The sequence below is a fragment of the Alteromonas confluentis genome, assembly GCF_001757105.1.
Lineage (GTDB): Bacteria > Pseudomonadota > Gammaproteobacteria > Enterobacterales > Alteromonadaceae > Alteromonas > Alteromonas confluentis.
Genome location: NZ_MDHN01000020.1, coordinates 1 through 12,496 on the forward strand (window position 1 = coordinate 1; position 12,496 = coordinate 12,496).

Sequence of the window (12,496 nt, forward strand, 5' to 3'; positions counted from 1 at the left end):
AGTTAGAGTAGCGTTACTCTGATTGATAAACGTATCACGCTTTCCAGAATTGTTAAGTTACTGACGATGTCGGTAACAACCAAGTTTAATGCCTGACGGCAATAGCGACGTGGTCCCACCTGATCCCATTCCGAACTCAGAAGTGAAACGCGTTAGCGGCGATGGTAGTGTGGGGTTTCCCCATGTGAGAGTAGCACACCGTCAGGCTCCCAATTACGAAGAAGCCCGCTCATTCGAGCGGGCTTTTTTGATAAACATCGGCACTGCAACGGCAGGCGGTGAATGAAAAATTTTAAAGGATGATGAGCAACCTCTGTAGGTCGTTTTCCTCCTTTCTAAGAACCGAGAAATCATTCGGTTTTTATATAAAAAAGTTTTATGCCTGACGGCAATAGCGACGTGGTCCCACCTGATCCCATTCCGAACTCAGAAGTGAAACGCGTTAGCGGCGATGGTAGTGTGGGGTTTCCCCATGTGAGAGTAGCACACCGTCAGGCTCCAAATTCGAAAGAAGCCCGCTCATTTTGAGCGGGCTTTTTGCGTTTATAACCTGACACCTTTATAGACATTTCCCAAAAACTTCATTTCTAATGATTATGCTCGGGTGTTCAATCTTTCAATATGGTGAAATTTTGCACTATTTTAGAGCGTCTTTTTTAGCATAATGAAAAATACAAAAAAGGTACTACTGATCTAGAAGAGAAATTCAAAAGTGTTGTTTATGTTTTTTACACTTTGTTGTTCGTGAAGTTAAATATTTATTTATTTTCAGATATTTAGATTTTCTTCGAGAGTCACCAAACCGGCATAATCCATAAAAAATTTCTAATGCATTTGCCTCATATTGCTCAGTAATCATCTGGTTCGCAAATAGCCCGGTTAGAAAAGAATCGATTTGGTGCATGAAAAGTTTTATAAATGTACTGTAGCCATAGCAAATCAAGTTTTCACTTTTATTATTGGTCATTGAATATTTTGATTAACTCAATGATTTTTATGATCTATATCCGAGATCTCATTTTCGGAATATCTGAGTGGTACTAATATTGCTCTACATTTACACAATATAACTATTATTAAGCATTCCGATTCTGCAATCGAAGAGTGCTGAAAAAAGTCGCAAAGGGTCATCTAAAGGAAGTATTTGATGAAGCGACGCGCTGGTAAAGCTATTACCCCGGTTATGCCAGCATTTATTCAAGGATGTAAATATGGAAATTTATCGTTCTCGAGCTCCGTTACGCATATCGTTCGCTGGCGGTGGTACAGATGTAAACCCTTATGCTTCTCGCTATGGTGGCCTTGTTCTAAATGCCACTATCAATAAATTCGCTTACACCAGTTTAGTCCGAAGTGAGCAATCTGATATCTCTGTCACTTCATACGATTTTGACAAGACAACCCATTTCTGCAGTTCAACGCTTGAATCACCCTTTTCCGATGCCTGTTTCGTGCGTTCAGTTTACAAACATCTCATGGGCCAGGCATGCGGTTTGAAGGTTATTACGCACAATGACGCTCCTCCTGGCTCTGGGCTGGGTTCATCATCAGCAATGATGGTCTCAATTATTGGTGCTTTCAATGAGATGGAAAGCCTCTCTATGAATGCTTATGAAATTGGCCGTCTTGCTCACGATATTGAACGACTTGAACTTAAACAGCTGGGAGGAATGCAAGACCAGTATGCAGCAGCTTTTGGTGGCTTCAATTTTATGGAGTTTGACGGCGATAGCGTACTGGTAAATCGTCTCAAGATTGATCCTTGGGTGGTTCGCGAACTCGAGTACAACATGATTTTGGTTTATACCCAAAAGTCTCGCTTGTCCTCCACCATCATCGAAGATCAGATTAAGAACGTTGAGGATAAAAAGGCTTCGAATATCGACGCAATGCATCAGATCAAGCAGCACGCGTTAGATATGAAGCGGGTTTTACTACGCGGCAAGACAAACGAGTTTGGCGAATTATTACATGAAGCCTGGCAGCAGAAAAAGCAGATGGCGAGTTCCATTACCAATGCAGAACTCGATGAGATGTACGAAGCCGCAAGAAAAGCAGGTGCTATTGGCGGCAAGGTAAGTGGTGCCGGTGGTGGTGGCTTCATGATGTTTTACTGTGAACACAATAAGAAGCGGGAAGTGGTTTCCGCATTAGAGAAGTTGGGTGCGCGCGTTGAGAGCTTTAAATTTGAGCTTGATGGAGTGGAATCGTGGCGTAATCAACGTGTTGAGCAGCATCTCAGACACCGTCTGATGATAGCGTAGATGAAGGGGTAAGGGACTAAAAGATGAACAGTGGAAGTGCCACAGCGACAGTTGACTTTATAGACACGCATGAAGCGCCGAAGAAGCGTATTGCAGTGTTGGAATCACCGGAGAAGCTTTCTAGCGTATCGATTATTTTTCCGGCGTATAACGAACAAGAAAATATTACTCGCTCAATTCAAAATGCAATAAAGGCGTTCTCGAAGTATTTTCATACCGTTACCATCATCCCTGTTAACGATGGTGGAGAAGACAGTACGGGCGAAATCATAGATACACTTGCAGCATTTGATGAGCGAATCAAACCGGTTCATCATCAATATAATCAGGGATATGGCGCAGCTTTACGTAGTGGTTTCGCTGCTGCAAAGAATGACTATGTTTTCTTTTCTGATTCAGACGGTCAGTTTGATTTAGAGGAAATCACCCGTCTGCTCACTTATGTAGATAGCTATGATCTGATTCTTGGTTACAGAGAGAATCGTGCCGATCCCTTTCATCGACGTGTTAATGGTTGGGCATGGTCAAGCCTGGTTAGATTTTTGTTCAAGATAAAAGTCAAAGATATCGACTGTGCTTTTAAATTGTTCCGTCGCGATATTTTCGATGTGATCAAACTAGAAGCTGGCGGGGCCATGGTTAACACCGAGCTTTTGGCATTAGCTAAGAAGCGAGGTTTCAGCATGATTAATGTGGCGGTTAGTCATTACCCCAGAGAAGCTGGCGAGCAAACGGGCGCTAATCCTTTCGTTATCCTGAAAGCATTTTACGAGCTGTTTAAACTTCACGCGAAGATTTCCTGAGGTAAGTGTTCATGCTGTACAAACATTTTTATACACAGGTTCAGGAATATCCTCATAAAGTTGCTGTTGTGTGTGGTAATCAGGACCTGACCTTTTCTGAATTAAATAGCCAGGTAAACAGTATCGCTTTGCGCCTTGGCGAAGAAGGGATGGGGAAAGGTAAGGTCATTGCCACATCACTTCCAGCTGGTATAGAGCTTATAGCGACCATGCTAGCTTCTTTCAAAATTGGTGCTTGTCTTTTACCGTTGAATTCAAAGTTCACAGACACCGAAATCACGGACTATTTGTCACGATCCGAGGCATCCCTCGTCGTTGCACTTACCGAAGAAATTACCCGTATCGCGAGCTTATCCGTTGAGCTTTCTACGATAGCATTTGAATCAATAGATACTGCAGATGGAAATAGTGTAGTTGAAGATGATGACGCTCAAGCGCCGGGTCTCGTCTTATTCTCTTCTGGCTCTACAGGTAAGGCTAAACAAGTTGTACGAACTTATCGGCAACTTATTGCCGAGTATGAAGCATTCACGCAAACGGCATTGGTCGATGCTACCGATGTATTCCTGTGTTCAGTTCCTTTGCATCATGCCCACGGTTTTTCAAATGCATTTATGGCCTCCCTACTCAATGGCGCCAAGTTGGTCATTACGCCAGGTGAATTTAATCCTCGAAGCGTGATTCGAGCGCTTGAAAAACATGCTGTCACGGTTTACCCCTCCGCAACCTTCATGCTTAAGATGCTAGCTTCGACACGGTTAAAGCAGCAACCTGACTTATCACAACTTCGTTTGGTCTTTACCGCCGGTGCTCCCTTGGCTGATGAGATTCGTGAGGCCCTACAGCAAACTTTGACTGTTACCGCCTGTCAGCTTTATGGGTCTACGGAAGCCGGCGCTATTGCACTTAATATTGGCGATGCACCCGCAAACTCGGTAGGGCGCCCTCTAAAGGGGTATGTCGTTTCAATAGTTAATGAGGATGGTCTGGAATGTCCGCCAGGAGTGGAAGGTGACATAGTGGTGCAGAGTCCTTCAGCTGCGACTGAATACAAAAATAATCCAGACGCGTCTGCTGAGACATTTATCGAAGGCAACTATGTCACAGGGGATATCGGGTTTAAGAACGTTCATGGCGACCTGTTTATAACAGGGCGTAAAAAGCAACTTATCAATGTTGCTGGGTTAAAGGTTGACCCGATTGAGGTTGAAAAGGTACTCATGGCCCTCGAACCTGTTCGCGAGGTGGTGGTACTTGGGAAACCAGACAGCGACTACGGCGAAGTGGTAAAGGCGGTAGTCGTTGCTGATGATCTTACTGAAGGTGATGTTGTGGCGCACTGTAAGGCGAATCTCGCTGAGTATAAATGGCCAAAGATGATCGAGTTCAGAAGTGAGATACCCCGAAGTCCATTGGGAAAAATACTAAGAAAATACCTGTAACACGGGCAGTGGACGCGACAGAAAGGAAGCAATTATGTTGAAAGAACACTTTAGAAGTAGAGGATTCATTGAGGGTGGCATTGTTCACAATATCAATGACGACGCAATGGATATGGAAGCGTTGCCCCCGTTCCTGCGAACGCTACTGGTGACGGATGGAACGGTTACCAAAAGCCTGGAGGCGTTTTTCTGGGAGAAAATTCGCGTTGAAAAGCAATGGCAGGAACCGGTGTGGTTAACGCAGGCTCTACCACTGATCAACGCAAACGTGGGCGATCACGCGCTGAAGCGCGATGTTATTTTAAAAGGCGAAACCACGTCGGATATCTATGCTTTCGCCACCTCTTATTTGCGCATGGATTTACTAGATGATGACGTCCGCAAACAAATGCTGGACGGCAAAATTGGTATCGGTGAATTGCTCCGGGAAATAGGCCTTGAGACCTATCGTGAAATTGTCGACTTTGGCCGCGAAGTGTTCCTGGCCAATGAACATACCTCTGGCGCACCGGAATACGTCGAAGCGATATATCGCACTTATATTATAAATATCAGCGGCAAACCGGCGATGCAGATCACCGAAAGATTCCCAATCCGCTTGTTCCAAAAGAAAGCTAAGTAATCAGGAAGCATACTATGAGCAGTCAACAAGAAATCATCACGTCTTTACGAGCAACACTGACAAAAGTGTGCAAAAAGGACTTCAGCACTATCGAAACAGATGCTCCGCTGAATCTGGATTCGATAAATCGTATCTCACTCATTGTGGAGCTTGAGTGGGTACACGATATTGAAATTGAATCTGATGAACTGGACCCAGAAGTATTCGAGACGCTTAACGCCCTATCAACTTATGTTGAAGGTCAGGTAGCAGCGCGTGTTTGAGTTAATCAAAGGCGATCTTAAATTCAAGCAGGACTGGTTTTTGAGCCAGAAAAGTTGGTTTGTGAAGAACGTCAGAATTTTTCTCGACCCGGGTACCATCGCCAGTACCGTTTATCGCTATGGTAGTTGGACCCGCACCATTAAAGTCAGCTTCATTCGCGCGCTATTTCGCATTCCCTATTTTTTCCTAAAAGCCATCGTGGTAACCGGGTTTGGTATCTATATACCGTCGAAAGCAAAGATTGGAAAAGGTTTCACCATTCACAACTTTAGCGGCATTTTTATCAGCGAAGGTGAGATGGGGGAAAACGTGATTGTGTTTCAGGGCGTCACTATTGGTCACCTACGCGGGCAGCCCGAGCCGCCTAAAATTGGTAACAACGTGCTAATTGCGGCCGGAGCGAAAGTGCTCGGTAGTGTCACCATAGGTAACAATGTGGTGATTGGCGCTAATTCGGTGGTGATTAATGACGTACCGGATAACTGCACGGTGATGGGAAATCCGGCGCGCATCATTTCCAGAGAAACCAACTGGATGAGCGAAAAGCTGGCAGGCAACGACAATAATTATTAACGAGATTACAGATGTTTGAAAATCTTAAAGCCGATGCCCGTCAACGCCTGAGCACCACCGGTCAGAACGATGAAGGTGTCAGCCGATTACTGAGCTTTGTCAGCAGAACCTGGCTGGCTACCTGCGTTTATCGCTTTGGCAGGTTTGCCGGTGACGTGGGCCCTAAGCCACTAAAACTGGTATTGAAAGTACTTTATTATCCGCTGTTCTTTATTACTCAGGGTCTTACAGGAATCAGCATTCAGGCCCATTGCCGTATAGGTAAAGGGTTTGCCGTAAACGGCACTGGCGGAGTATTCATTCTGGCTGAAACTATCGGCGAGAATTTTACTGTGGGTTCCGGGGTGACCGTAGGCAATGTGCGGGGAAGTAAAACCCTGCCGGTGATTGGCGACAACGTATACATAGAGCCCGGAGCAAAAATCCTGGGCAGTGTGACCATTGGCAATAACGTGATTATCCGCGGAAACAGCCTGGTACTTACCGACATTCCAGATGACACCATGGCGGTAGGCAATCCGGCGAGAATAAAAAAGAAAGCGCAGGCAGTGGAGAGCTAAATGTCACAGCAAGATTTTAATATGGATTTTATTGGCATTGGTTCGGGCAAGTGTGGCTCGACCTGGTTGTTCGAAAATCTTGTACAACATCCCGAAATATTTGATGGGAATCCGAAGGAAATTCACTACTTCGGTGACCTGTATGAACAACAAACATTTGACTGGTACAAAGGGCTATTCAATGGCGCGGGGGATAAACGCAAAGGTGAGTTTTCTATTAGTTACATGTACCACCCTGATGCCGCGGAACGCATCTACCAGCATTTTCCCGATGTGAAAATTATCGCTATGGTGCGCGATCCGGTTGCTCGCACCTATTCAGACTATCAGCATTTCATTCGTAAGGGCGATCTGCCACCTGACTATCCGTTCTCCCAATATATTAAAGACGAAGGAAAGCTTCGCTTTGGGTACTACACCGATTATCTGGTGCCGTTTTTTGAACGTTTTCCGAAAGAAAATATTCTGGTTCTGGTGCTTGAGGAAATGCAGCACGATCTCGCCGAATGCTACCGCAGAATATTCGAGTTCATTGGCGTAGAGGATATCAGCTTTCTGCCCGAAGGCGTGGAGGAAAAGCGTAATCAGGCAGTGAACTATCGCTTTCTTAAACTCGAAAACATTCTGGTGCGATGCTATCGCTTTATGGCGAGAAGAGGCATGACTGGTTTTGCTGAACGACTAAAACGTTCCGGCGTGGCACAAATGGTGCGTCGCTTTAATGCGAAATCAGAACCCATACCGGGTATGGACGCCGCTTCAAAAGAAAAACTAAAAGCAATATTTGAGGACGAGCAGCTCCGCTTAGCTAACTTACTTGGCAGGGAGGGGCAGATATGGACACGATAAAGCTCGACGGTCTGGTGTCTCTCATCAACAAAGCGCCTGCATTACGTCGAATTATATTTCCCGGACCTTCAGTCGCACTTTGCTCTATGGGGGGCGTGGGCTCTACGGCGCTGGCCCGACATATCGGTTCCATTGCAGACAAAACGCCCCGCGAACATGCCTACTCTCCAGAGGTGTATAACGACGAGAAGCAAGTGAAACTCGGGTACGTATTCGGTAATCCTTACAACAGCGTGCTGTCAGTATTTCGCCGTGGTTATCAGGGCATGCATGCGAACGCCATGAACGATAATAGTCCGACTACAGCGCCTGAATTAAAAGGCGTTTCGTTGGAACAATATCTGGCAGGGGGCGAGGATGCCTTTCATCTCGACCGGCAACTGAGCAACTGGGCCGACCCGGCTAAAACCCGGCATCCGGTAATGCTGATCAAATATGAGGCGCTGGCGGAAAATATCGATGAGGTACTGGCCTTTTTCGACTGCAATAAACCCTTTAAGGTAAAGCAGCGCAAATCGGCCTGGCAGTCACAGCCGCAACCAATCATTGATGGCCTCGAAGCCATGTATGGCGGCTTTGCAAAAAAAATAGAAAGCATGCCGGATATCTTAATTATCAATCCATCGAGGATCAGAGAAACAGAAGCAGAAGTACAGCATGGATGAGTCAGTAAAACACAAAGTCGTCATGGTGGCAGCCTGTCCGTTTCCGGCAAATCACGGTTCTCCGGCATCCATTCGCGAGATGTCAGAAGCGTTGGTCGAGCAGGGCCATGAGGTGCATATTCTTACCTATCCCATTAAAGAGGATATTCCGGTAACCGGCCCGAAAATTCACCGGGTGTCGTTCCCGTTTTTGAATAAAAAGCGGGTAAAAGTCGGCCCGGCATTAGAAAAGTTTGTCTACGACCCGCTGATGGTTTTCCGGCTTATCTGGTTAATCTGGAAGTATAAAATTGATGTGATTCATGCGCACAACTATGAAGGCGCGTTAATTGGCTGGTTGGCCAAATTGGTTACCCGCAAGCCCATGCTTTATAACGCCGTGAATAACATGGTGGATGAACTGGTGACCTACGATTTTATCTGGTCCAAAGGCTTCGCCATGAAGCTGGCCAGACTGCTGGACAAAACGATTCCTTTTACCGGCGATTACGTCACTGCCGTGTCTGACTCGCTGAAAGACTATCTGGTTAAACTCGGTGTGAAAAAAGAAAAGATTCAGGTACTCCCGGCGGGCGTGAATCCGGGGATGTTTGAAACCAATGATAAGTCGACGCTGCGACAAAAATACGGCTATGGTGATGACGATAACATTGTCATTTACACCGGTAGTCTGGATGCCTTTCAGCGCATTGATTACCTGCTGGAAGCGACAGCAGTGATCAAGCCGAAGTTAGATAATCTCAGACTGATCCTGGCGGCCAATATCGTCAATCCGAAAGATCTGGAAACGATTAAAACGAAGATTGCCGAATTAGATATTGGTGACATCACGGATATCGTAGAAGGTCTGAAGCTGGAAAAACTACCTGATTATCTGGCGTTGGCGGATGTGGCCACGCTGCCCCGCACTGACTGCCCGGGTCACCCGGTAAAAATTCTGAACTACATGTGCGGCAATATTCCCATTGCCGGTTTCACCGGTGCAGCAAAAGGGCTGCATCATATGAAAAATGCGGTGCTGGCTGAAGATCATAACATTGAGCAGTTTGCTGAAAGTATTGAATGGTTACTGAATCGCCCTGCGATGGCCGAAAAAATTGCTACCGAAGCACGTAGAACTTTAGGTAGTCTGTACGAATGGGATGTATTGGCGCAGGGCATTGCCGTGATTTATCAGATGTTGCGGAGCGGTGATTATGAATCCCTGCAGCCGGAGTTGAAGCGATATATCCGGCAGAGCTATCAGCCAAGGTTCTGGGAAAACCGGCAGATGGATGCGGATGCACTGCCTGCAGATATCCGAGAGCAGCGCAAAGGCGAACGTAGACAAAATGTTGTGCGCATTGACTTTATCGAACGCCGGAGAGTAGTCGATGCCGAATAGTGTTTCTGACAACGCGGTTGTCGATAACGGTTTTGCAGCGCTGCGTGTCGATCTTAGGCGCAAGCGTCGTCACTATACCCGTATAGATAACTTTGTGAACAAGTACATCAAAATGACGTTGCAGTGGGGCTCGCTGGCAGTCATGGCATTTCGTCTGCGCCAGCAATGCCATGCCGTGAAACCTGATATTCTCGCGGTGCTGTTATCATTTTTTGCCTGGCTCATCGAAGGTGTGCTGCGACTATTCACTGACTGCCGTATTTCACCTACGGCGAAAATAGGTCGCGGACTGGTTCTGCATAATTTCGCAGGAATTGAAATCGATCCTGCATTGGCTGGCAGCAATCTTACGGTGAATCAGAACGTGTGTATTGGCCGAGATCACACCGGTGAAGGCAAGCCTACATTAGGTGACAACGTGTTTGTCGGTGCGGGTGCGAAAATTATGGGCGCGGTAAGTATTGGGAATAATGTGGTGATTGCAGCCAATGCGCTGGTCATTTCATCCATTCCCGATAATTGCTCTGTAGTAGGAAATCCTGCGAAGATAGTCTCGCGGGGGGTAACTAGTGATTACCTCAGTTTCGATACTGAGTAACGGAGAACCAGTATGAGCTCAAAAGCCATTATTCTGGCCGGTGGATTAGGCACCCGGCTGCGTGAAGTGTTGAGTGACGTGCCCAAGCCTCTGGCACCGGTAAATGGCATTCCCTATCTGGCTTACATGGTGAACATGTTGTATCGCAAGGGTATTCACGACATTGTGATTGCAGCAGGCTATAAAGCTGAACAGTTTGATACCTTCATCGCAGATCAGCAGGACGCGCTACCAGGCCTCAAGCTTGCCTTAGTCGTTGAACCTGAGCCACTGGGAACAGGGGGCGCGGTGCGCTACTGCTACGAGCAACACCCTGCAAAGCACTATTTTATTTTCAACGGCGACAGCTATTGCGACTTCCGTTTTTCCAAACTGCGAGACACCGCATTTGAGCGAGGCGCTGCCATGGTGGTCGCGCAGGTGAATGATATCAGTCGTTACGGCGAAGTGGCGGTTACCGCCAGCGGTCGTATAACGTCTTTTTACGAAAAACAGCCAGTGCAACGAAGTGGCTGGATAAACGCAGGGATTTACAGTATTCCTGCTAGTGTGATTGCTGCGATGCCGATAAACCAGTCCTTTTCGTTGGAACAAGAAGTTCTGCCGTTATTGGTGAAATCGGGTTTGTACGCGGTGAAAGCCATTGGTCCTTTTATCGACATCGGTATTCCTGAAGACTACCGGCAATTTACGGTAAATCCGTCGCACTATTTTCCGGTGTTGCCGCAGTGGTGCGGCATTAAAGCCGCAGGATAAAAACAACATGCACGGACGCGAAACTTCACTTTCTTTCTGGATTATCCTAACGCTGATATTACTTGTCGGAGCAGGTGCGCTGGTGCCTGCTAGTGCAGAAAGTGAAACGTTAACAATCGCTCCGCCCAACGGTATTTTCGTTAGTTCCGGCCCCCGCATCAGTGACAAAGTGTTATCTGCGACTTTTGTGCACGGCAACCTTATCCGTGTTGGCTGGGATGATATTGAACCTGCAATCGGGCGCTATGATTTTAGCGCCATAGATGCACTGATCAATCAGGCAAAGCAGCACAATAAAAAGGTAACGCTCAGCGTGCTTAATGGCCCCAGAGCACCTGCCTGGATTTATGACGCTGGTGCGAAGCCTTTTTCTTATGAATTTAAAACCCGTTACTCTGAAAGGGGGAACCGGCAGGAACGAATTCCGTTACCCTGGGATACCATTTACCTGAAGCATTGGCGTGCCCTCATCGCCGCATTAGGCGAGTGCTATCAAGACGAAAGCGCAATTGCGTTGGTGCACATCACGCATTCTTCTAAAAACGGCTTCGAGATGCAGTTGCCCGAGCAGCGGGTCAATGGCCGCAGAGAAAATGTATCTAGCGGCCCGTGGCATGATGCGGGCTATACCGTTGAGAAACATATCAACGCATTGCATTCTATTATCGATGCGTATGTTAGCGCATTTCCCGTCACGCCGCTGGATATTGAAATTCATCCAGTGCTCGATTCTTACGAACCGGCAGACGCCGCTCTTGAATATGGTTTGCAACAAGCCGGCAAGCGATTCGGTCTGTTCTCGGCATGGTGGAGCGGGAAGTCACAGCGCTGGAATGCGCCGCTTTATCCGTTTCTTGAAAAGGCATGCGACACATCATTCTGCACGCTGCAACTCATTGGTAACCAAACCCGACAGCCGGAACGCCTGCTAAAAGGCAGTGTGAATGCAACCATAGAAGCAGGAATGACGTTGGGGGCGAAGTATTTTGAAATATGGGATGTGGATGTGCGCAATCGGGAATTGGAAGCATCGCTGACCACCATTGCCGATCAACTCGTTAAGCCGCAAGTAGTAAGCAGTGAGCAGGGGAAATAATGGCAAGCACACTGGGCCACGCATCATGTGGCATTGATTGTCTGATGGTTGGCAGAATGATAGCGCCACACTATGTGACACGCTTTTCTGTACCACTGGTATTTGCCGCCGTGTTTCTGGCTAATGCGCCGGATCTGGACTTACTGGTGGGGCCACTGATTGGTGAGCATCATCATTATTTCCATGGGCAAGCAACCCACTCCATCGTGTTTGCACTGCTCGCAGGTGCGATATTCTGGCTGGTTGGCCGGGTATTCGGTATTGATGAAAAGAAAAATCGATTTTTTGCGTTGTTGGTAGGCTTCGGCCTCATGAGTCATGTTGCTGTCGACTGGTTTACCGGTCCGAACCCGGGCTGGCATCCAAGCTTTGGTACCGTGGTGTTGTGGCCGTTTGTGGATGCCCGTATACATTCGCCGCTGACCTTGTTTCTCGGACCGCACCACGGCTCGATGGAAGAATTTTTATCTCTGCATAATCTCTGGGTCATGGTTCGGGAAGTGATTATTTTTGGCGGCTTTGGGCTTATTGTCTGGCTGATGTCAAAGGACATTCGGGAGCAAACTAAGCAGCTGGTAGTAAACGTGTTCAGTGGTAATTTCAGGTAGTAAAAGTGGCAG

14 protein-coding genes and 2 rRNA genes are annotated in these 12,496 nt (G+C 47.0%); all 16 read left to right on the forward strand.

Annotated features, from left to right (window positions below; all coding sequences use genetic code 11):
• Nucleotides 1-91: 91 nt before the first annotated feature.
• The 16 genes from rrf (BFC18_RS08755) (at nt 92) to BFC18_RS08830 (ending at nt 12,484) form a co-directional block, all read left to right on the forward strand.
• Nucleotides 92-207, forward strand: a 5S ribosomal RNA gene (gene rrf / locus BFC18_RS08755).
• Nucleotides 208-381: 174 nt separating this feature from the next.
• Nucleotides 382-497, forward strand: a 5S ribosomal RNA gene (rrf, locus tag BFC18_RS08760).
• A 714-nt stretch (nt 498-1,211) separates the two neighbouring features.
• On the forward strand, nt 1,212-2,264 hold the full coding sequence (locus tag BFC18_RS08765) for a GHMP family kinase ATP-binding protein (RefSeq protein ID WP_070125186.1): 1,053 nt from the start codon (nt 1,212-1,214) through the stop codon (nt 2,262-2,264).
• Between the two features lie 23 nt (nt 2,265-2,287).
• The gene (locus BFC18_RS08770) at nt 2,288-3,067 is read left to right on the forward strand and encodes a glycosyltransferase family 2 protein (RefSeq protein ID WP_083272982.1); all 780 of its coding nucleotides are present in this window, start codon (nt 2,288-2,290) and stop codon (nt 3,065-3,067) included.
• A gap of 11 nt (nt 3,068-3,078) precedes the next feature.
• A complete protein-coding gene (locus BFC18_RS08775; protein WP_070125187.1) occupies nt 3,079-4,509 on the forward strand; it encodes a class I adenylate-forming enzyme family protein in 1,431 nt (476 codons plus the stop codon).
• A gap of 34 nt (nt 4,510-4,543) precedes the next feature.
• On the forward strand, nt 4,544-5,131 hold the full coding sequence (locus tag BFC18_RS08780) for a chorismate--pyruvate lyase family protein (protein ID WP_070125188.1): 588 nt from the start codon (nt 4,544-4,546) through the stop codon (nt 5,129-5,131).
• A gap of 14 nt (nt 5,132-5,145) precedes the next feature.
• Nucleotides 5,146-5,394, forward strand: coding sequence for an acyl carrier protein (locus BFC18_RS08785; RefSeq protein ID WP_070125189.1), 249 nt, complete (start codon nt 5,146-5,148; stop codon nt 5,392-5,394).
• On the forward strand, nt 5,387-5,968 hold the full coding sequence (locus tag BFC18_RS08790) for a serine O-acetyltransferase (protein WP_070125190.1): 582 nt from the start codon (nt 5,387-5,389) through the stop codon (nt 5,966-5,968). Before BFC18_RS08785 ends, BFC18_RS08790 begins: the two co-directional genes overlap by 8 nt.
• Before the next feature lie 11 nt (nt 5,969-5,979).
• The gene (locus BFC18_RS08795) at nt 5,980-6,528 is read left to right on the forward strand and encodes a serine O-acetyltransferase (protein WP_070125191.1); all 549 of its coding nucleotides are present in this window, start codon (nt 5,980-5,982) and stop codon (nt 6,526-6,528) included.
• Nucleotides 6,529-7,377 (forward strand): sulfotransferase domain-containing protein, encoded by an 849-nt coding sequence (locus BFC18_RS08800; protein WP_070125192.1) that lies wholly within the window; start codon nt 6,529-6,531, stop codon nt 7,375-7,377.
• Nucleotides 7,365-8,042 carry a hypothetical protein gene (locus BFC18_RS08805; protein WP_070125193.1) on the forward strand — a complete coding sequence of 226 codons (678 nt, stop codon included), beginning with the start codon at nt 7,365-7,367 and terminating at the stop codon, nt 8,040-8,042. Before BFC18_RS08800 ends, BFC18_RS08805 begins: the two co-directional genes overlap by 13 nt.
• Nucleotides 8,035-9,426 carry a glycosyltransferase family 4 protein gene (locus tag BFC18_RS08810; protein WP_070125194.1) on the forward strand — a complete coding sequence of 464 codons (1,392 nt, stop codon included), beginning with the start codon at nt 8,035-8,037 and terminating at the stop codon, nt 9,424-9,426. Before BFC18_RS08805 ends, BFC18_RS08810 begins: the two co-directional genes overlap by 8 nt.
• Nucleotides 9,416-10,024, forward strand: coding sequence for a serine O-acetyltransferase (locus BFC18_RS08815; RefSeq protein ID WP_070125195.1), 609 nt, complete (start codon nt 9,416-9,418; stop codon nt 10,022-10,024). The genes BFC18_RS08810 and BFC18_RS08815 overlap by 11 nt, the downstream gene beginning before the upstream one ends.
• A gap of 12 nt (nt 10,025-10,036) precedes the next feature.
• A complete protein-coding gene (locus BFC18_RS08820; RefSeq protein WP_070125196.1) occupies nt 10,037-10,780 on the forward strand; it encodes a nucleotidyltransferase family protein in 744 nt (247 codons plus the stop codon).
• A gap of 7 nt (nt 10,781-10,787) precedes the next feature.
• Nucleotides 10,788-11,876, forward strand: coding sequence for a beta-galactosidase (locus tag BFC18_RS08825; protein WP_070125197.1), 1,089 nt, complete (start codon nt 10,788-10,790; stop codon nt 11,874-11,876).
• A complete protein-coding gene (locus BFC18_RS08830; RefSeq protein WP_070125198.1) occupies nt 11,876-12,484 on the forward strand; it encodes a metal-dependent hydrolase in 609 nt (202 codons plus the stop codon). Before BFC18_RS08825 ends, BFC18_RS08830 begins: the two co-directional genes overlap by 1 nt.
• Nucleotides 12,485-12,496 lie beyond the last annotated feature (12 nt).